The organism is Vibrio sp. 99-8-1 (assembly GCF_013114595.1).
GTDB lineage: Bacteria > Pseudomonadota > Gammaproteobacteria > Enterobacterales > Vibrionaceae > Vibrio.
Genome location: NZ_VTXE01000011.1, coordinates 16,844 through 37,685 on the forward strand (window position 1 = coordinate 16,844; position 20,842 = coordinate 37,685).

Annotated in this window: 17 protein-coding genes; 5 read left to right on the top strand and 12 right to left on the bottom strand. The window is 43.2% G+C overall.

The window, feature by feature from the left end; all coding sequences use genetic code 11:
• Nucleotides 1–71: 71 nt before the first annotated feature.
• Together F0227_RS07685 and F0227_RS07690 are read left to right on the top strand one after the other, a co-directional pair.
• Nucleotides 72–1,796 carry a hypothetical protein gene (locus F0227_RS07685; RefSeq protein WP_171752613.1) on the top strand — a complete coding sequence of 575 codons (1,725 nt, stop codon included), beginning with the start codon at nucleotides 72–74 and terminating at the stop codon, nucleotides 1,794–1,796.
• Nucleotides 1,793–2,533, top strand: coding sequence for a DUF3726 domain-containing protein (locus F0227_RS07690; RefSeq protein WP_171752614.1), 741 nt, complete (start codon nucleotides 1,793–1,795; stop codon nucleotides 2,531–2,533). The genes F0227_RS07685 and F0227_RS07690 overlap by 4 nt, the downstream gene beginning before the upstream one ends.
• Before the next feature lie 100 nt (nucleotides 2,534–2,633).
• On the opposite strand, the gene F0227_RS07695 is transcribed toward F0227_RS07690, so the two are convergent.
• A complete protein-coding gene (locus F0227_RS07695) occupies nucleotides 2,634–3,863 on the bottom strand; it encodes a multifunctional CCA addition/repair protein (protein ID WP_171752615.1) in 1,230 nt (409 codons plus the stop codon).
• Between the two features lie 90 nt (nucleotides 3,864–3,953).
• Between F0227_RS07695 and F0227_RS07700 the strand changes: the two genes are divergently transcribed.
• Both F0227_RS07700 and F0227_RS07705 read left to right on the top strand, forming a co-directional pair.
• Nucleotides 3,954–5,561, top strand: coding sequence for an ExeA family protein (locus F0227_RS07700; protein WP_171752616.1), 1,608 nt, complete (start codon nucleotides 3,954–3,956; stop codon nucleotides 5,559–5,561).
• Nucleotides 5,561–6,439, top strand: a complete 879-nt coding sequence (locus tag F0227_RS07705) for a general secretion pathway protein GspB (RefSeq protein ID WP_171752617.1) — start codon at nucleotides 5,561–5,563, stop codon at nucleotides 6,437–6,439. The genes F0227_RS07700 and F0227_RS07705 overlap by 1 nt, the downstream gene beginning before the upstream one ends.
• Nucleotides 6,440–6,533: 94 nt before the next feature.
• Here the strand turns inward: F0227_RS07705 and F0227_RS07710 are convergent, their stop codons facing one another.
• From F0227_RS07710 to F0227_RS07755, 10 genes are all read right to left on the bottom strand, one after another.
• The gene (locus F0227_RS07710; protein WP_171752618.1) at nucleotides 6,534–6,755 is read right to left on the bottom strand and encodes a hypothetical protein; all 222 of its coding nucleotides are present in this window, start codon (nucleotides 6,753–6,755) and stop codon (nucleotides 6,534–6,536) included.
• 267 nt (nucleotides 6,756–7,022) lie between these two features.
• On the bottom strand, nucleotides 7,023–7,517 hold the full coding sequence (locus F0227_RS07715; protein WP_171752619.1) for a nitrous oxide reductase accessory protein NosL: 495 nt from the start codon (nucleotides 7,515–7,517) through the stop codon (nucleotides 7,023–7,025).
• 9 nt (nucleotides 7,518–7,526) lie between these two features.
• The gene (locus F0227_RS07720) at nucleotides 7,527–8,345 is read right to left on the bottom strand and encodes an ABC transporter permease subunit (RefSeq protein ID WP_171752620.1); all 819 of its coding nucleotides are present in this window, start codon (nucleotides 8,343–8,345) and stop codon (nucleotides 7,527–7,529) included.
• Nucleotides 8,342–9,268, bottom strand: a complete 927-nt coding sequence (locus tag F0227_RS07725) for an ABC transporter ATP-binding protein (RefSeq protein WP_171752621.1) — start codon at nucleotides 9,266–9,268, stop codon at nucleotides 8,342–8,344. Before F0227_RS07725 ends, F0227_RS07720 begins: the two co-directional genes overlap by 4 nt.
• Nucleotides 9,265–10,590, bottom strand: a complete 1,326-nt coding sequence (locus F0227_RS07730; RefSeq protein ID WP_171752622.1) for a nitrous oxide reductase family maturation protein NosD — start codon at nucleotides 10,588–10,590, stop codon at nucleotides 9,265–9,267. The genes F0227_RS07725 and F0227_RS07730 overlap by 4 nt, the downstream gene beginning before the upstream one ends.
• A gap of 115 nt (nucleotides 10,591–10,705) precedes the next feature.
• Complete coding sequence (gene nosZ / locus F0227_RS07735; protein WP_171752623.1) at nucleotides 10,706–12,598, bottom strand: TAT-dependent nitrous-oxide reductase; 1,893 nt, start codon at nucleotides 12,596–12,598, stop codon at nucleotides 10,706–10,708.
• An 89-nt stretch (nucleotides 12,599–12,687) separates the two neighbouring features.
• Entirely contained in the window at nucleotides 12,688–14,805 is a 2,118-nt protein-coding gene (locus F0227_RS07740; protein WP_171752624.1) for a NosR/NirI family protein, read from the bottom strand.
• Nucleotides 14,806–15,121: 316 nt separating this feature from the next.
• Nucleotides 15,122–15,733, bottom strand: coding sequence for a TIGR04211 family SH3 domain-containing protein (locus F0227_RS07745; RefSeq protein ID WP_171752625.1), 612 nt, complete (start codon nucleotides 15,731–15,733; stop codon nucleotides 15,122–15,124).
• 385 nt (nucleotides 15,734–16,118) lie between these two features.
• Nucleotides 16,119–17,378 carry an inorganic phosphate transporter gene (locus F0227_RS07750; protein ID WP_171752626.1) on the bottom strand — a complete coding sequence of 420 codons (1,260 nt, stop codon included), beginning with the start codon at nucleotides 17,376–17,378 and terminating at the stop codon, nucleotides 16,119–16,121.
• Nucleotides 17,379–17,481: 103 nt separating this feature from the next.
• Nucleotides 17,482–18,162, bottom strand: coding sequence for a TIGR00153 family protein (locus F0227_RS07755; RefSeq protein ID WP_171752627.1), 681 nt, complete (start codon nucleotides 18,160–18,162; stop codon nucleotides 17,482–17,484).
• A gap of 208 nt (nucleotides 18,163–18,370) precedes the next feature.
• Here F0227_RS07755 and F0227_RS07760 point away from each other — a divergent pair, with 208 nt between their 5' ends.
• Nucleotides 18,371–19,888, top strand: a complete 1,518-nt coding sequence (locus F0227_RS07760; protein ID WP_171752628.1) for an inorganic triphosphatase — start codon at nucleotides 18,371–18,373, stop codon at nucleotides 19,886–19,888.
• 92 nt (nucleotides 19,889–19,980) lie between these two features.
• Here the strand turns inward: F0227_RS07760 and F0227_RS07765 are convergent, their stop codons facing one another.
• Nucleotides 19,981–20,751 carry an ion transporter gene (locus tag F0227_RS07765; RefSeq protein ID WP_171752629.1) on the bottom strand — a complete coding sequence of 257 codons (771 nt, stop codon included), beginning with the start codon at nucleotides 20,749–20,751 and terminating at the stop codon, nucleotides 19,981–19,983.
• Between the last annotated feature and the right edge of the window lie 91 nt (nucleotides 20,752–20,842).

The following is a 20,842-nucleotide window of genomic DNA, read 5'->3' on the forward strand; positions in this document are numbered from 1 at the left end:
GGAGCTTGTGTTGCAGACAATTTCAAAAACAGAGTTCCTCTCCACTTTTATAGAAAATAGGTGGTAAGAAAATGAACCTACATCGTTCTACTTACACTGATATTAAGTTGCGTGACGCAGAGATGGTCATGGCGCCTGATAGATTAGGCGCTATGCATCAAAACAGAATTAGCTTTGTTCGCAGTATGATCCGTAAAATGGCGGAGCAGAAATGGCAGGTGACAAAACAGCAATGGCAATTATCGCCTCAAGGCTTTGGTCACGTTATTTACAAGTTGCAAACGCCTCTGCATGTCTATCATCTGGTGGTATTTTGTGACGAAATTGCCGATGAAGAACGCAACGATAGAGTTATTGCTGAAAAGTGGGATGTGACATTTGCACTGGTGTATGGTGATGTTGACGTTGATTTACTTGAAGAACTAAGAGCAAATGTGCCTCTACAAGAAGCAGGCAGAAACCCTAATAACGTATTGGTTCTTGCGCGGGCAAATAAGAGTGTCCGGGTGTTTGAGCATATTGTCAGTGCGTTAGCAAAAGGTACCCAGCCAGACACTTCTGAGCTAGCAGAAGTGGGGTATATCCTTCGCACTACGGCGGTGTATGGCAATGGCAAATTTGGTATTGCCGACTTTAAATTGCTTGAAGATAACCCAGATTTTAACTTGTCGTTTAGCGCTCAGATGTGTGCGGTTTATCTATTGCGAGAGTTCAGTCTCGACTGGGTCAATTACTTGGCTATGCAGAAGGGCGGAGACTCGGCAACCTCTTTAGATAAAGGCATTCAACGCTATCTAGGGGTCGGAAATGCAACAGGGTTAGGCATGGCTCCTTATCTTATTAATCACCCATGTATTGTTGATCAGTGGATGACCGCTCGTGAGCGTGCCGTTGCTCAGGCGTTGTCTATGCCTTGTGATAGTGCACTGCATCAGCCTCTACAAAGCTTGCTAAACAAAGCCATTTGTCATCTACAGCAAGTGGTGACGATTAATGAACATCAAAATCAGCTGAACCATGATGCGATAGCCGATTTACAGCAGCTATCTGAAAATTTGAAAGAGTTAATGCTGCATCAGCCTGATTGGAACCATTTATCTCAACAGACAAGTGACATGAGTTTAGAAGCGCAAGAGATTTTGACCTCATGCTTGATTGAGCTTTATCCAGAGTTGGTTGACGGTTTTGAAAATGAGATGAATAGCAATGAAACCTTGGCTATTCCAAGTGGTAAGAATGTGGGAGAGTTGTTAGCAGTATTGAAAAGTAAATATCGCTGGGCGATAGAGGCTGACTATTCTCTAGCAGAAAATAATTACTGGTTTTGGTATCGCTCGCAGGATAAAGAAGAGCCAAGACTTGGTGTTAGAGGTGAAGAGCAAGGCGAAGATCGCGAGTTACCTCTTGATATTGGACGACAGATTAATCGCTTGTACCACGCACTGTGTCAGTGCCCTGAACACGCGTCTGTAGCGGAGTTTTTGCTTAGTCACTCACAATACAGAGCGATTACTCGTAGAGCATGGACTTTGGGTAACCGTGAAATGGGTGATATTCAGATGAATGTGTTGCGTGAAGATGCGTTGCCGATGCATCTGCTGCGTTGTAAGTTGGCGATTTTTGGTGCAACGAAATTTGATCCACGCTCTGATCGCTGGGTTCGTGTCACCTTCTTCCAAGGTGCTCCTTTATTGAATGACATAAAGAGTCCTGACTATATGGACAACTGGATCTTTCCATTGATGCCAGCGAATAATAGTAATGACAACCAATTGAGTGGAGGGCTAGCACAATGATCGTTTCGCACAATGAACTGGTCGCTGCAGTAAACAAAGCGTTTTTTGGCATGCAACGTAGCTTTGGTGAGGCGGATGTTATTGCCAACATGGTTGCTGATTTACAGATGGTGGGTTTACGTGGTGTTCAACACTTTAATAATGCCAGTCGATTTATCGGCCTCGACTCAGACTGCGCGGTCTCTATTAACAAGTTGCCGGATAACACCATTGAAGTGGACCTGAAAAATAGCAGCGTGGCTTGTCACCTTCCAGCTGTTTTAGATTATGCGCTAGAAAATATGGTGGGTGCCAAATCCATCACTTTGGAACTTAAACAGTGTCATAACCGATGGTTGGGATATAGCGAGTTGGTTAGGCTTGCCGCAAAAGGTATTGCTTGTCGTGCACGTTGGTCAAACGGCAGTAGCCCTAAGCATGTGCTTTATGTGCTTGGACGAGGTTGTATCGCTCCAGAGGTTTTCTTCTCTGATAACAAAAAACTTGATGGTAATGGTGAAGCTGACAATCACACCATGACTATTGAGCTCTCAGTTAATGATTTTAATGTTGAGCAACATACTGAGCACTACTCTATTCACATTAATGGTGATGAACTGAGCCAAGCGGAGAGTGCATCTTGGCAAGATGGTGTGTTTGTCGAGGATGAAGAGTGGCAACAGCTAAAGCAGACGGCCGCTGTGTTCTTGGTGGAAAATAGTGAGCGTTCCGTTCAGGGGGCAGGAGAGTTGGTATAACTCTTTTGTATAAAAAACCTTAGCGAATAGTGTTAGCAGAGAGCCTGTAATGTTATTGCAGGCTCTCTGTTTTGGTTTTGTGGCATGGGTGTTTAATGGCTTATTCAGTATCGGAAAACAGTGCCATTTTCACCGCATGAACTCGTCGGCTGTCTAGCTCATCTCTTATTGCTTTTCCGGTAAACCCATCGGCAATGATGGCTTGTACCTCAATGGATAATGCTGCGTTGTAAGCGGTCTCTACGCGCTCTTTTTGAGGATAGGGCATCTGCTGGTGACCTTCTCTTCCCCGATGATCCGCTTCGCAGCACAGCAACACTTGCGGCAATTTTTCCGGCTTACGCCATACATCAAGTTTGTTGAATACTTTTAAAAAGGTGGCCGCTCGCAGTTCGTCAGCGCGGTGGATATTAGAGTGTTGTGCGCAGACTGCCAGAGCCAACTCTTTATAATCATTGGGCACTTTTACGCGTTCACATAAGGCTTTAATAATGGCTATGCCTGTTTGGCAATGCATTTTATGGCTGGGCCACTCTTCTGATGGTGTGACACCTTTGCCGAGGTCATGAACTTGCGCGGCAAAACGAACTTGTGGAGAGGAGCTGATTATTGCGGCCTGTTCTGCAACCATTAAGGTATGAATGCCTGTGTCGATTTCTGGGTGCCACTGCTCTGGCTGAGGAACACCGAATAAGGCGTCCAGTTCAGGTAGCACTATTTTCAGTGCGCCACACTGTCTGAGTACGGCAATAAACTGCTCTGGGTGAGGAGTCTGTAGAGACTTTTGCCACTCTTGCCATACGCGCTCTTGGGTTAAATGGGCGAGTTCGCCGGAGTCGCTGATCTCTTGCATTAACGAAACGGTTTCTTGTGCAACAGAAAAACCCAGATGATGAAGCTTCGCGGCAAAGCGAGCCACACGAAGTACTCGCAAAGGATCTTCCACAAAGGCGGATGAAACGTGGCGAATGACCTTATCTTGAATGTCTTTTTCACCATGATATGGGTCGATAAGTTGCCCGTTATCATCCATTGCGATGGCGTTAATGGTGAGATCTCGGCGCATGAGATCTTGTTCTAATGTCACATCCGCAGAGAAATAACACTCAAAACCTGTATAGCCGGCCTCGACTTTTTTTTCTGTTCGCGCCAGTGCATGTTCTTCTTTGGTTTTAGGGTGCAAGAAGACCGGAAAATCTTTTCCAACGGCTTGAAAACCTTGTGACAGCATCTGTTCTGGTGTTGAGCCAACCACAACCCAGTCATTATCATAAACAGGCAGGTTAAGTAGTTTATCTCTAACCGCACCGCCAACAAGATAGATTTGCAAAGTGAACTCCAGTGAATATCGAATAGTTATCCCTTTACATTCTATCAGGCAATGGTACTTTTCCAGAACTGTTAAGTGAGAGATGAGTTGATGTACAAAGATTACTTTGGATTTATAGAGTTGCCGTTTTCCATTGTACCCAGTGCGAGATACCTATTTTTAAGTTCTCGTCATCGGGAAGCGATGGGGCATTTGCAAGCGGGGTTAGGTGAGGGTGGCGGCTTTGCTATGCTTACCGGCGAAGTGGGAACGGGAAAAACAACCGTATCTAAAGCCATGCTTGCCTCATTAAATGACAATGTAAAAGCGGGCTTAATTCTTAACCCAACCTTTAGTGATTCGGATCTTCTCGAAGCCATTTGCGATGAGTTTGAAATTAAATACCCTGATAACGCCAGCTTAAAGCAGCTGACCAAAGGGATTTATCACTACTTAATGGCCAATCATAGCCAAGGCATTCAAACATTACTGCTAATTGATGAGGCACAACATCTCTCTGCTCAAGTATTGGAGCAACTTAGGCTGCTAACAAATTTAGAAACCGACAGTCAGAAATTACTGAAAGTGCTGCTTGTCGGGCAACCAGAGCTACAACAAAAATTACAAACCGCAGAGCTAAGACAGTTGGCTCAAAGGATCACCGGTCGCTACCATTTGCTGCCATTAGGGGAAAAAGAGGTCGAGCAGTATATTCAGTTTCGACTGCGTATTGCGGGCAGCCCCGTAGAGTACTTCTCTTCTAAGGCGGTTAAGATTATCGCGCAAACAACCAAAGGTGTACCGAGGTTAATTAACCTTGTTTGCGACAAAGCTTTGCTCTACACCTTTTACAGCGGAGAGAAAGAGGTGTCTGCCAGTCAGGCAGAGAAAGCGTGTCAGGATGTGATGAGCTTTCAAGCCCCCATGGTTGCAGCGCCAACTATGGAAAAAAAGCGCAGCGGTTCTCCTCTGCTGGTGACGTTTTTAGTTAGTGCTCTGTTAAGTGGTGGGATTTATCATTTTAAAGCAGACATTAGTCGGTTGATCCAAAGCCAATTAGCGCCTCTACCTGTGGTTCAGCTTGACGAAAAAACCGCGGACAATACTACTGAGCCAGTTTTGGCGAGTTTTCTCAACCAGAGTCAAAGCTCGGTTGATGCCATGCAAGTGCTGTATGAACTGTGGGGGGTTAGGGCATCTGTCCTGAACAGCAACTGCTTGGCGGATAACTCACCGTATCAGTGCGATACAGGCGTTGCCGATTGGCAACATATTGTTTCAGCCAATCAGCCGGTGATATTGCCGTTGAGTGAACAGGATAGTTTGTCGTATGTGGTGTTGTACGCCATTAATGATGAGTACGCAGAACTCTTAAATAAGAATCAACGCATTCAGGTGCCGATTTGGTGGCTAAAAGAGCGCTGGAATGGTGGCTATCAAGGTCTTTGGTACAGCGAAGTGGATCAGGTATTGAAGCGTAATAGCCGGGGCAACCAAGTTTTGCTGTTGGATAGCTTGCTCTCAACTGCACTCAATGAACCCGCTAACGACAGTGTGTTGTTTGACGCATCGTTAGAGAGAAAAGTACGAGCGTTTCAGCAGTGGCAAGGGCTTGATGCTGATGGTGTTGTAGGGCGTAATACTTTGAAAATTTTAGCTAAGCTCACCAATACCTCAGCACCTACTTTGCACCGTATTGAAGTTAAGGAGACAAAATAATGTCTCAAATAATGAAAGCACTGCAAGAGTCGGAGATGAATCATCAAGCGGGTCAGCCCTCTTCGGTGGCTTCGGCGTCATTATCTCAGCAGCAGCCAAAGTCGACAGGTTGGCTTTTTTATCTGTTTTTGGCGTTGATTTTACCTTGTGGTTTGTTGGTGATTAATTTTGTTAACAGCAACAGTGAATGGCAGCAGTTAACGAAACAACGTCTTGCTGAACAACAGCAGTTGGCAGAACAAAAGGCACTTGATAGCACTATTGCGGTTGAGTTGCCTTATCCAGATACCTCATCTCTTGAACCATTATCAGAGATTCGGCAGCGATTAGGTAAAAATAACAAGCCGAAAATAGTTGAGATTGTGGTGGAAAAAGAAGAAAAGCCAACAGAAACAGAGCTGACGTCACTCAAGGAGACAAGCGCTATTAGCGCCAATGCGAAAGAGAGTGAAGAGACAAAGGATTTGGCGAGTGGCAGTCATACTAATGACAACACGGTGAGTAATGACGAAGGGTTTCAACTTGATTCTCTTGATCTCAGCGGTTTATCTCCAGAGCTGGCAAAACGTGTTGAACAAGCTTTTAGTGTTGAGAGTATAAGCGACTCAGTTGAGCAAGATAGAGCCGCTAAAGCAGCGATTAAGCTGGTGGATAATGAGAATCAGTTTGTAGGGCAACTGCCCGCGATGAATCTACAAACGCATATGTACGCCAGTAATAAAGATAGTCGCTGGGTAAAAATAAATGGTCGTGAGCTTTATGAGGGGGATTGGTTAAACAACCAAATTAGGCTGGTAAGTATTTCCCCACGTAATGTTGTGATTGAATACAAGGGTAAGTTTATTGAAATCCCTGCTTTGTATGAGTGGAAGGGATAATTATATAAAGTAAATTAACGACTTTTTATATTATGCGCAAAGGCTTCAACGATTGAACGTTGAAGCCTTTTTTGATTGAAAATTAACACAGAAACTAGTGCGTATCACCTGCTCGTTCTGCACCAAAAGAGATATCTTTATAGACATCTTTAAAGCGTTTGGTTTTGGGTTTGCTTTTTGATTTACAAGGGGTGAGTTCAGATTCAGATTGAATAGCGAGCTTATGATCCTCGGCAGCTTGGATAAACTCAGGATCAGACATCGCTTGTTTGCGAAGTTTGTTTACTCTATCGAGCCTTTCAGATAACGAAAACATATCTAACCTCCCATAAAGCTGTATTTATATACAGTAGTATAGTGTTGGTATTGCTTAAGTCAATAAAATACTGTTGTTATGTACAGTTGTTTGTTCACTTATTATGTTTATCTGTATAGCTATAGTTAATTATAGACCATATTTGGGAAAGTGAGAGGGGAAGAATGCGAGCTAATAGGTTGAAAACTATTAATTTAATGACAATTTGTTTTTAGTATTTGGGGGAAGGTAGCCTCTTGTTTTTATTAACAAAAGGCTGAAGCAAGATCACAGAATATCGATAGTAATATCTTGGTATTGATAAATCGTACCGCCATAGTTTTCGCTGAATGCTTTGGCGTCTTCCTGTTTGCCGAAGCTGGCTAATGTTTTACCCATCGCACCTTTTTGACTTGAGCCAATAACAAACCATGCTTTTTCCGCATCAATGAAATATTGGTCTTCTGGTTTTTGCCATGGCGCCTTGCTCATATCATGAACAAACACTTGCCTCACTTGACGTTGGTTTTCTGGCTGCAAAAGGTAGCTGAACAGATCTCGTGTCGAGCAAAACTTTAATACGTTGTCGTTTCCATTTTGATAGGCTTCCCCTTTAGGCCCGGGGAAATTCGCGATGATCATGCCACATAAATGACACTCATCAGCACTTTCGATCGCGACGGCTTGTTTTAACATGGTTTGTTGCGGCGCTTCTCCGCAGCCAACAAGAAAGAGAGAGAGAGCAAATAAAAAGTGCCACTTGGACCGTAGGTAATTGTTCATATTTGGGCCTTATAAGTTTTTGTTTTTAAAAATAATGAGCGCGACGCTAAGCGGGGCAATAATCCAAGCGAGCATCACTAGCAGCAATGTCGAGGTTGAATAACTGCTGTTGATGGCGACAGAGAGCACGCCGTTAACATCACTACTGTTAAGTGAAGAGAGATTGATCAGCCGGAAGAGATCGGCAGGGTTAAACATCATCAACTGCACTAAACCATGTTGAGTGACCATTTCATCGGTACCGACTAATAGTGCCAATAAAACCAGATCAAAAATAATGACGAACAGCAGCCACAGTATTAGCGCAATACCGGCTGCTTTTGATTTTTCTGAAACCAGTAAACTAATGACATAGGCAAGAGCGATAAAACATAATCCCAGCAAGGTTGAGGTGAGGATAAATAGGCTGAACGCTTCTCCGATGGCGACCATGTCAGTGGTTAATTGAAGTAACGCTGCGGCGCTACCAAAACCTAAAATGGTTGCCAGCGCAATTACGCCTCCTTGCCCTATAAATTTCCCTAGCAGGAGTTGACCGTGGCTTATTGGGTATGTCATCAGCAACAGTAGGGTGCCGGACTCTTGCTCTCCTACAAAGCTATCGTAGCAAAGGAGCAGCGCGATCAACGGAATAATAAATACCGACAAACTTGATAGGCTGGCAATGGTAGAAGAAAGGGAAGGTGAGGAGATATGTCCAGACGCCACTGTTCCGTAATAGCTAAGGCCAATGGAGAGCAAAGCAAATATGAAGGTAATAGAAATAAACCAACGGTTGCGAAGGCTATCTTGAAACTCTTTTAATGCAACGGCAAAGATAGGGTTCATAATTGGCCCTCGCGTTGATGGTTCGTTTGCTGTTCAGCTTGTTGTAAAAAGTGCTGGTAGATCTGCTCTAGATTGGCGTTTTCGATTTGAACATCTTCCAGTGCGGCGTGTGTTAACAGCGCTTTTAATGTCGTCATTTTTAAATGCTCAGGAATGTGTAATTGATCGGTAGAGACGAGATAAGGTGCTAATGCACGGTCGTTTGCTAAATCACGGTTTATCCCTTTCGCTTTAATGATAACGGGCAACTGAGCATGTTGCCTTAGCTGCTCTAACGTGCCCATGGCAATGGGGTGTCCTGAAGATAGAATCATGGCTCTGTCGATGTGCTGCTCGACGCCAGATAAGGCGTGAGAGCATAATATAATGCTGGCACCGTCATTTTTTAGTTGATCGACACTGGAGTAAAACTCTTGAGTTGCAATAGGGTCTAGCCCCACCGTTGGTTCATCTAATAGCAGTAATTTGGGTTTACCGAGAAATGCTTGAGCCAACCCCAGCCGCTGTCGCATCCCTTTTGAGTATGTTTTGACTTGACGTTGTGCAGCATGATCTAAGCCTACTTTTTGCAGTAGAGAAGGGATATGTTTAGTCGGTTCGGACTTTAAACGAGAAAAGTAGGTTAGTACTTCTTGGCCAGTGAGTTGATCGTAAAAACTGACATTTTCCGGTAAGTAGCCAATGCTTTTTCGGCTGTGCCATGCTTGTTTACTTTTTGGGTCGACACCACATACTTCGATGTGTCCTTTTGTTGCAGGAATAATCCCCAAGATAAGCTTCATCATGGTTGTTTTACCTGCACCATTGTGACCAAATAGACCGAGCACTTCTCCGCTGTCGAGAGTTAAGTCTATCTCGCTGAGAGCGAGGAGCTGTTTGTATTGCTTGGTCACCTTTTCCAATACGACGACAGGATTGCTCATAAATTCTTTCCTTTATTGTCCGTAGCGTATTTGCTGGACTGTAAAAACTGGGCTTTGGAGTTGGTCGGTGATATTAAAGGGTTAGAATCTTTGACGCCTGCGGGCTTAAGCAGTGGAAACTGTTTTTGAATCCAGCGCAGCATCAACACTGAAGGGCTATCCAAAAGCACTTTTGCCTCTGGGTATTTCCAAACCATTTTATCTATGCCGTCATTAGGCTCAAAAGGTGTGTCGCCAATTTGATCATTGTCGAGATCCCAACCTAAATAGTTACTCCAATAGTTGCCAATATTTTGTTGAGACCACTCTTGTTTGCGATTTGATACATACTTCACCTGAACCGGGTTGTTGATAAAGTTGTTGGCAAATATTTTGCCATTTTCTGACCCGGCAGTGAGGTGAATGCCGATCTCGGCGGTATCAATAGTGTTGTAACTTATGGTGTTGTAGGCGGAGTTATAGATAAATAGCCCTTTACCTTCACGGCCCATCACTTTGTTTTCAGGCTTTGTCCAAACATGATTGATGGAGTTGTAACTGATGTCAGAGTAGGTAATGAAGTTCATTAACATACCGTAGTCTTCACTGTCGTTACTTTGATTACCATGTACGGTTAGTCGATTCGAACTCATTAAAGCGTAGCCGGCACGAGTGTTATAAGTTCGGTTGTCTACCACTGTATTGCTATGTGAGTACATATAGTGAACACCATACCGCATGTCACGCATCAGGTTGTTTCTAAGTTCACTGTTTTGGCTGGAGATGATATATAAACCATCACGAGTATTGCTGATGGTATTGCCAATCACTTTGGCATGTTTAACCGCAGACAATTGAATACCATTACCTCTGTCCGCTGAGCGTAATTGAGGGTTGCCCTTAATGGTGTTGTTTTCTACTAATAGATGCTGAGTTTTTTGCAACCAAAATCCAAAGCCATCCCCTGTTAAGTGGTTATTTCTAATGACGATATTGTCTGTTTTTTTATCGAGATAAATGGCGGCGTTTTGCTCAGTTAAGTTTTTGCCCCAATTGACAATGGTGAGATTTTCTATGGTGGTATTAGATTGTTGTAGTGTAATGGCGTTGCCGTACCCGCCTGCATCGATCAAGGCGCCTTCTTTCCCTGCGAGCGTAATGCTGTTGTTAACCACAAAGTTGCCCACATAGGTGCCCGGTTCAAGTAAAACCGTATCGCCATTGTTTGTGCTGTCGAGACGAGATTGTAAGTTGTCGTTACTCGTGACGGTGAATACAGCGGCACTTAGTTCGGTGTGCAGTAAACTGAGAGCAAGCAGAGTGAAGCAAAGTGTTTTGTTCAATCCATATATCCTAATGAGTCAATTAAGCCACTTGAGCCGGTAAGCAAGGCTTCTCTATCAATATAACTAGCAAATTTATACGATAAAGAAGCCTTAATCTTGTATCTGCTAAGGGTTAAGCCTCAACAAACATTCGTCCACGCATCTCCATATGTAGAGCATGGCAGAACCAGTTACAGTAATACCAATAAACTCCAGGTTTATCGGCGGTAAATGTAATCGAAGCGGTGGCTTGTGGACTGATCTCCATTTGAACGCCGTAGTTAGTCATACAGAACCCGTGGCTAACATCTTCAACCATATCAAGGTTAGTAATAATGATGGTGACCTCATCTCCCAACTTCACTTTGAACTCATTTAAACCAAATGTCGGCGCGACAGAGGTCATATAAACACGGACTTTATTTCCGTCTCTTATAACCTTGCTTTCTGTCATTACGTCAACACCATCTTTCTTAGCGATGGCGACGGTTTCTGCAAATATTGAGTCATCGCGAGACCAGACTTTGTTTGGCTTCACTTTGCTACGGTGAACAATAATACAGTCATGTGGTTCTGCGTAGGTTGGCCCATCGTGAACCAGTTTCATTTCATCGCCTGAGATATCAATTAACTGATCGTTCTCAGGGTGAAGTGGACCAACGGGTAAGAAACGGTCTTTGGCAAACTTACAGAGTGAGACTAACCATTTACCATCGGCGTCTCGGGTTTCACCCATTGATGTATGGTTATGGCCCGGCTGATAGTGTACGTCTAGTTTTTGTCTAACGTAGTTTACCTTCTCTCCGTTGTGCGCTTTGATGGCGTCTTCTACATTCCACTTGGCGATTTGGCTATCTAAGAAGAGTGTCGTATAAGCATTACCGCGGTTATCGAAGGCGGTATGCAGTGGCCCTAATCCCAGTTCTGGCTCAGCAACAATGGTGTCACGAGGCTGAATGGTGTCATTGAACAGAGCATCGAGCTTATCAATAGCAATAACAGAAACGGTTGGAGATAGCTTACCGTTAGCAACAAAGTATTTGCCATCTGAAGAGGTGTTCATGCCGTGAGGTGACTTAGGAACAGGAATATAACGGGTCAGCTCGGAGCCCTTTCTGCCATCGACAACGGGAACATTGTTGCCATTATAGGTTTTGAAATTGCCGGCTTTTATCGCTTCTTCACAACGTGCAAGATTAAAGATGACCACATGATCGCGTTCAGCCGTGATCATCTCTCCAAGGTTCATTCCCATTTCAGAGTTGTAACAGGTTGAGGCAAAATATTTGCCGTCAAAATCAGCATCTGTGTTATCGAGGTTGCCGTCAACCATAACTTGAAAGGCCATTTCCATGGTTTCTGCATCAATGACATTGAACAGTGAACGATAAGTGCTGACATCTTCTAGTGATGACTTGCCATCGTTGTTCATTGGAATTTCAAACTCACTATTACAGATTACATACTTGGTATAAGGGGCTTTCTGTACACGTAAACCATGTATGGCTTGAACGTTAGGGATTGTTAGCATTTTATCGCACTTCATTACATCGCAGCGGATGCGAGCAACTCGTGAATTTGCTTTGTCATTAATAAAGACATATTTACCGTTGTAGCGGCCGTCTGTCATACTCATATGAGGGTGATGAGAGTCTCCAAGAAGTATGTTTGCACTATCCCCTTTAATGCGTTTACTTTCGTTTGTTAATCCCCAGCCGGTTGCGCTGTCGGTATTAAATACCGGGATTCTCATCAGTTCACGCATAGACGGAATGCCTAATATACGAACCTCTCCAGAGTGGCCACCACTCCAAAATCCATAATATTCGTCAAGTTCGCCAGGATGAACAACGGTGCTGTTTCTGATCTCTTCAGCTTGCGCTTTCGCCATAGAAGCAAACATTGCGGCCGTCATTGGGGCCGCCGCTACTCCTAGACCAATCGCAGCACTTTTTCCAAAGAACTTGCGTCGGTCATTATTTACTGGGCTGTTATCGTTGTCCTGTGCATTATTGTCGTCACTCATAATGAGTCTCCATTTTTGATGTAGGGTGCTGACGTTCTAGAAATTGCTTACAGTAAGACGCGGTTCATCTAACGCGATAAGCGTATTTTCTATAGCTCTTGTATTGGTATATCGGTGTTACGTTTTTTATATGCCGCCTTTTTCAGTGGCGGACATTTCTTGTCATTTGAATAAGTTATCTGGCAATCAAGGCAGTAATGGCATTCACGCATGTTGATTACGCCATCAGGCTGAATGGCTTGAATCTCACACTCTTTCGCGCAGATTTTGCAAGGGGAACCACATTCAGGGCGACGTTTTAGCCAGTCGAACAGACGAACGCTATTGGAGACGGATAAAGCCGCTCCAAGTGGGCACAAATAGCGGCAAAACGTTTTGCGGTTGAATATGTTGATCACCAATAGCAAGACCGCCCATGCGATGAATGGCCATTCGCGGTCAAACTTGAGTAAGAAGGTAGTTTTGAACGGTTCTATTTCCGCAAACTGTTCGGCTAGCGCTAATGAGTCTAAAGATAAGGCAAAGAGTGCCAGTAAAATTAGATATTTAATGGCCCATAAGCGCTCGTGGACTGCCCAAGGTAGTTCGAACTGTGGGATTTTTATATAACGGGCAAACTGATTTATTAGCTCTTGAAGCGCACCAAATGGGCATAGCCAACCGCAGTATACCGCTCGTCCCCACAACAGCATGGTTACTGCCGCTGCGCTCCATAAAATAAAGATCACTGGATCGAGCAAGAACAGATCCCAAGAGAATTCTGACATTAAAGCGTGAAGAAAGGTGAACACGTTAACGACAGAGAGCTGCCCACCCCATTGCCAACCGATAAAGATAACCGTAATGGCTAAGAAACCATGACGGAATCTATGCATAAATGTGGGGTGGCGAACCAGAATATCTTGGAAAAATAGCATTAATATTAAGGACGCAAGCATTGCGGTTAATATAATGACGGTGACTTGATGCTCTTTCCACACTTGCTCTGCCAGTGTTAGTTCTGGTGGTGGAATAATGGCTGGTGGTGTATCAACGTACTGCTCTAATGTGTCGTAACGCCCTTTAAAACTGGTAAATACACTATCAATTGGCCCGGTTTGTCGACGGACTAATAATTCTATTTGCCAACTGGCTCCCGGATCAAAGTCGTGATGGGCGGGCACTTTAAACACCGACATCTCTTTGAACTTGGGTGTGCCATCGGTGTACAAGTCTGTAATTCGAGTGTGGTCTAAATCTCGAAATGATATTTCGTTGTCATTTTGGTGTACTTGAATACGGTCAAATATACCGCCACGAACGTAGCCTGACCCTTTGTAGGAGTATCCATTACCGAAAACCGCGATAAGGTGCTCACCGGCTTTTAGATCTTTTGTTAGCCATTGATACTCTGCCTCGCCAAAAAGGTTTTTCCCGATCGTTGGGATATCTGCGATGGCATAATAGAGTTCAGCAAACATGTCGTCTTTTTTGCTATCTGCAACGGTATCGACCTTTTCCGCATCGGTGCCATTAAAGGCTTGTTGAACGGTTTTGTTATCTAAGAACAGTTTTCTTATGGAGCCATCACCGGTTAAATCAAACCAGTTTTTGTCAGAGAAAATATCTTTCTTAATGGTGGAAATAGGTTGAATGATTTTTGATTTTGCTTGAATGATACCTAGAGACTCAGCGGCTTTTGTTGCCGCTTTAGTAATGGCGACGTTCATGACCATGACGGTCACGGTTGCTCCGGATAAACCATCAATAGGAATGTAATTTTGGTTGGGCTTGCCACCGACTTTAATCCGGTCTTTAACAGACAAGCCGACATATTGATCGCTAAAATCCCACAGTTTTTTCTCTGGAATACCAGCCAAAATAATGGGTTCATGGTGCTCAAGTACTTTTGATGCGAGGTAATTGCCGTCAGGGTCGATGATCACCAACATGTTGACGGGCTCGCCTGAGTAGGCGGGAATCTTAGCGATATCATTTGTCTCAAACGCATAGCCGAGTATGTCATCTTGTTTTTTAATGACTCTAAGCAGTGGAGGGCCTTGCTTGTCTGATATGGATGTCGCTTGAGGAAATGTCTCCTCAATGATGGGTAAAGGATCTTTCGCCGGGCTAACAAACAGAGCCTGAGACAGTGGGGAGTAACATAAACTTAAGACCGTAAAGATAAGCACAACTAAAGTCTTTAGTCTTTCTAAAGTATTCCCCATTTTGAACTCCAATTAGCAATTAGGTCACTAGGGTAATGAATTAGTGGAATGAGTTGTTTTGATTTGAATCAATTTAACACTAGGTCAATGTTAATAATATGTAAAACATAAATAACGATCACATAATGACTAGGCTAATGATAGGGAATAGTTATTGTTTTTTGCGGCAGAATAAAAAGTTTAATGGAATCAACTACTTTTTGTAGGGTTATTTCAGGGTAAGCTAAAGGTTTTTAAGCAGGCGTTATCAATAAAAAAGCCAATGTTAGATCCATTGGCCTTTTTATTTAACATGTCATTAATATTTGTGTGGGTATTAAGCCCAGCCGTTATTTGATTTTTTTCTTCTTGGCATAATACCAGGAAGAATAAGTCCAAGTAACAAGCCGCCACCCGCAACGCCACCGCCGTACATAAAGTATTTAAGCAGTAGATCTTCTTTTTGAGTATCCAGTCTGGCTCTTAGTTCACGGATCTCAGTTTGGGATGAAGTGAGTTTCTGGCTGATATCGCTATAGCTGTTTTCCAGCTCTTTAATTTGAGCGTTACGGCTATCTAGAGATTGCATTAATCCAGCTTGTTCTTCATCTGAGTTTTTACGTGCGTTAGAAAGCTGCTCTTTTACGCTAGCGAGTTCTTCTTCTAGCTTTGGTAGTCGCTCTGCCATGCTAGCTTGACGAGTTACAAAGCGGCTTTCTACCCAGCCTTTACGCCCTTTGCTATCGACCACTTGGCTGTAACCTGATTCTTTGTTGGTATCAACCAGGTTGACTTTATCACCAGCGTTGACGCTACCAATAATTCGAAACTGGTTGTTTGGACCAGCGTGCATGTAAGTAAATAGATTGTCAGCAATATAACGTTGAGCAGCAAATGCATTTGGTGTTGCTAAGCAGACAAATAAAACAATAGAAAACAGTTTTTTCACAGTGTGTCCCTTTATGGTTCCTTTAGTGAGACTATGGTTAATAGAGTTAACCTTTCGCTTATAGGTGGAATAGTAAGAAGTTTCTTTTGGTCGTGCAACAAAAGAGGGAGGTAAAACGCCCCTTTATGTGCGATTGAGTCAAATATGACACTACTCTAACATAAGTTAGCTAAATACGGATTTGATTATCTAATAGAAATCTACCGATATGATGGTAATTATGAGTGAAGGTAACTTAAGTGCAGTTTCATAGAGGAAGCTTGATTAACCTTAACGCGGGATAAGAAAATCAAAAATCCATATTTAATAAAAAGCTTAGGTATTATTTACCGATAATTGCCGCTATCTAGTGACAATTATCGGTAAGGAGATAAGTGATCTAAGCTTAGCTAAATGCTGCTTTGATGATGTAGTAGAAAACAACAGATAAGATGGCACCAGCGGGTAGGGTAACCACCCATGAAACCACAATGTTGCGTACTACACCTAAATTAAGAGCCGCAATACCACGAGCAAAACCAACACCTAATACAGCCCCTACAAGGGTTTGTGTGGTGGAAATTGGAAGCCCAGTACCCGAAGCCAACACAACGGTTGAAGCTGTTGCTAACTGCGCAGCAAAGCCACGGCTTGGTGTGAGTTCTGTAATGCCTGTGCCTACGGTTGCCATTACTTTATGACCCATAGTCGCTAGACCAAATACGATGCCTAACCCACCTAGTGGCAGTATCCACCATGCGATGGAGCTTTTCGTTGTAATTTCACCCATATTTTGAATGGTAGAAACGATAGCAGAAAGTGGCCCAATTGCGTTAGCTACGTCATTTGAACCATGAGCAAAGGCCATGGCACAAGCGGTAATCACCATTAGCGTGCTGAAAATTTTCTCAACACCAGCAAAACTATGATCTTCAGTACGCTTAGCGAACTTTTTACCGATATAGAGATAACCGCCCACCATTACCATAGCAGAAACAGCAATCGCCCATCCCCAAGCTTCAACACCGGTTAAATGTAACCCGACATGCTTAAGACCTTTTTTAATGGTAACCAGTGCAATTACCATTGTGGTGATAAACATGTACACAGGAACAAAGCGCTTAGCGTTTTGTAGTGGTGATTCAGTATTAAATATCAGCCGTTGCGCACTGAGAAATATGTAGTAGGCGATAATACCGGATATGAGAGGGGTAACTATCCAACTGCCAACAATGCCTTGAACTGAGCCCCAGTCAATGGCTTCTGAACCAACAGAAACAAGGGCAAAACCAATGATTGCACCAATGATTGAGTGAGTAGTGGATACAGGCCAACCCATAAAAGAGGCCAGTAATAACCATGTTCCCGCAGCTAATAGTGCAGACATCATTCCGAAGACAAGAACATCAGGCTTATCTGCAAAAAGTGACGTTTCAATAACACCTTTTCGGATGGTATCGGTGACTTCACCGCCGGCAAGATACGCACCAGCGAACTCGAAAATCATTGCGATAATTATCGCTTGTTTAACGGTAATCGCTTTAGAACCTACAGAGGTTCCCATGGCATTAGCAACATCATTTGCGCCAATACCAATGGCCATTAAAAATCCGAACAGTGCAGCAATAATAATTAGGACAGTGCCGTAGTTAGCGAGGATATCCATCTTAGTACCTAAGTAGTTGAGTTGTTCAGTTTCTTGAAGGGTAACTACCTTCTACGCCTCATTTCAGCGTATATTTTCTGAACGAACATAGTGACTTTAAATTTTAAGAATCAGAAAGCATTATTTCTAATCGAGCACCGACGCGCTGCGACTGGTCGGCTATTTCGCCAACCCATTCTAAAATTTTGTATAAAAACATGACGTCTATCGGACTGTATTCATGCTCAATTGCCATAAGATCTTGACGAAGCTGAATCTGCATAGAGTCAGTATCATCTTCAATTACGTCCAACTGATGAATCATGTCGGCCACTAGTTCAACTTCTCGGCCTTTGAATCCGGTTTCTAGTAACTCATCAAATTCCTGAACAACCTTGTGCGCTAATGCAGCGGCATCTAGGCAACGTTTTAGGTATTCGATAAAGTTTTCATAGATAGGGGTTGGGACTTGTAATTTTCTTCCTAACGCACGTCCGGCGATATCTTTAGCTAAGTTAGCTAACATATCTTGTTGTCTTAACAGATCTAGCATATCTGTACGACTAACGGGCATAAACAAGCCACTAGGAAGTTTGAGGCGGATTTCTCGCTTCAGTACATCAGCCTCTTTTTCTAACTCTGATATTGTAGAGCGGATGGTCTCTGCTTTTTCCCAATCTCCCTGATTACAAGCTTCAAAAAAGTCAATCAGGCGGAAACAACAGCGATCCACAACTGCAACATGTCGTTGTAGAGGTTTTATAGGGGACTTAGCAAACAATCCCATGATCGTATTTACTGGCATAGTATTCAAACTCAAAAAAATATAAACCTAATTTAAACATACACCATGTTTCATTATCACGGTGTCCATAGGGCTATAAAGTGGCGCATGGTAACCTAATAAATTACTCATTAAAACTGATTTAGATCATCAGTTGTGTGAAATTTGGCGCTTGCCGTGGTGGAAAATAGGCAATATCCTGTCTGTATCGTCTTTTTAAGGTAAAACTATGGAAACCGAAATAGAACTGAAGTTCTTTGTTGCCCCAGATTTTTCAGAGATATTAACGCAGAAGATCGCACAAACAAAAGTACTTCAGAACAGTTGTAGAGAGCTAGGCAATACCTACTTTGACACTCAAGACAACTGGTTGCGTAAACATGATATAGGTTTACGTATTCGACGCTTTGACGAGGTTTTTGTTCAGACAGTGAAAACCTCCGGCCGAGTCGTTGCGGGATTACATCAACGCCCTGAATACAACGCTGAACACAATTGCAATGAGCCTGAATTGTCTCTTCATCCAGAAGATATCTGGCCGAAAGGTAAAGATGTTTTACAGTTGCAAAGTGAGCTAAGTCCCATATTTTCAACAAACTTCACTAGAGAGCAATGGCTAGTGGGAATGGCTGATGGTAGCCAAGTGGAAGTGGCATTTGATCAAGGTGTTGTTGTTGCCGGTGATAAAGAAGAACCTATTTGTGAAGTTGAATTGGAACTCAAGTCTGGTCAGGCGGATGCGTTATTTACTTTAGCAAGAACATTGAGCGAAGACGGAGGAATGCGGTTAGGCAATTTGAGTAAAGCCGCACGAGGTTACCGTTTAGCGCAAGGCAGCAGCAGTGATGAAGTGAAACCATTGGCATTAGTTGCTGCCAACAAAGCCGATTCGGTAGAAGTCTGTTTTGTTAAGTCACTAGAACATGCGTTGGCCCACTGGCATCGTCATGAACAAATTTATTTTGAACAAACGTCGCTACCTGCGCTTCACCAAATCAGTTACTCCATTTCATTTATTCGTCAAATACTCACGGTATTTGGCGGTATTGTACCAAGACGAGCGAGCGCGATATTACGTCAAGAGCTTAAATGGCTTGATGAAGAGTTGGCTTGGCTTAAAACTGCTGACTATATTGATGACCTTTGTGAAGATAAGGGACATGCACTGCGTAAACTTGATGCGCGTAAACAGCTACTGAAACGCTTGCAACAACAAAAAGAGCAGTTGCCTAATGAAGAGGATGTCGTAACGTTGCTTACCTCCGCTCGTTATACAGGGTTGCTGTTGGATCTTAGCCGTTGGTTATTGGCAAGAGGATGGCAGCCATTTTTGGATGACAGCGCTAGAGAGAAAATGGCAAGAGGTATTAGTCGTTTCTCACAAAAGCAGTTAGACAGAACTTGGGCTGAGTTGATGGAAGCTTTCCCTCCGGAAAGAGAGCTGTCTCGTCAGGAGTTTATCGACCAACGTTATCGATTAATGCGTAACTTGTATACTGGTATCTGCTTTGCTGCGATTTATGATATTGAGCAGCGCAACTCATTTCGTCTTCCTTGGGCAGATTTGTCCAGTGGTATTGATGATCTTCTCACTTTAGAACCATTACAGTCTTTGGTAGAAGAGTTAGAAGAGGAAGACAAAGGTCAGTTGCAACGTTGGATCGCTCGTCAAGAATCGTCCATTCTTCACGCTATGGAGCAAACAAGAATGATGGGTGTGGAAGCGGAACCTTATTGGCGTAGTTAGACGTTAACAAAGCCATACTAATAAGAGGTAGCAACCTGCCTGAGCTGAGGTCAATGAGCTTTAGGGTTTATAAATGAATAGCCAATACTGACCTATTGGCTATTTTTAATTTGAGAAACAGATTGTTCTAATTTATCGAGCTTTTTCTCTAGCTGTTGTTGCTGATGCAAGATCTGCTCTAACAACTGATGGTTATCTTCACTTTTAGGACGATGATGTTGATGTGCCGGAGTGGTAATAATAGACGTCATCAAACCTGATATCATGCCAAAAATACCCACCCCACAAATGATAACGACTGTCGCTATAACCTTACCGACGGTTGTGACGGGATAGTAGTCACCGTAACCTACGGTACTTACGGTCACAAAAGCCCACCATAGTGCATCTCCAGTGGATGTTATATTGGCAGAGGGATCCGTTGCTTCAACGGCAATAATCAGCGTTGACGCGACGGTGAGTAACATGACTAACAAAAACAAGATGGAGGCTATGGTGGCCTCTTTTCGGTTTCTTTGTAGCAGTCGCCAAACTTCTTTACCCGAACGGATAATTCTTAATACTCTAAATATTTGCATCAGCCGCCCATATCTAAGTGGTTCGATCAATGGGATGCTCGCGACAAAATCTATCCAATGTGATTGCAAGTATTTGCGACGGTTGTTAGAACGTATTAGGTCAATAGTGAGCTGAAAAAGAAATAAACAGCAGATGAGCGTATCTAAACCGAGAAGAATACGGTATGTGTTTGGCTCCAGTGTCATAAATAACAACCCAGAGATCACAAATAGCGATAAAAAAGAGAGTAACAGTGACATAAGACTCATGGGTTTTAAGTCATTTTTGTTATGATTGTTTTTCATTCGCAGCTCGAAATAAATGGAATAAAGTATCGACACAAGTGAATAAACAGTGACCTTATTTTAATAATCACTATTTGACGTTCGCGCCAGT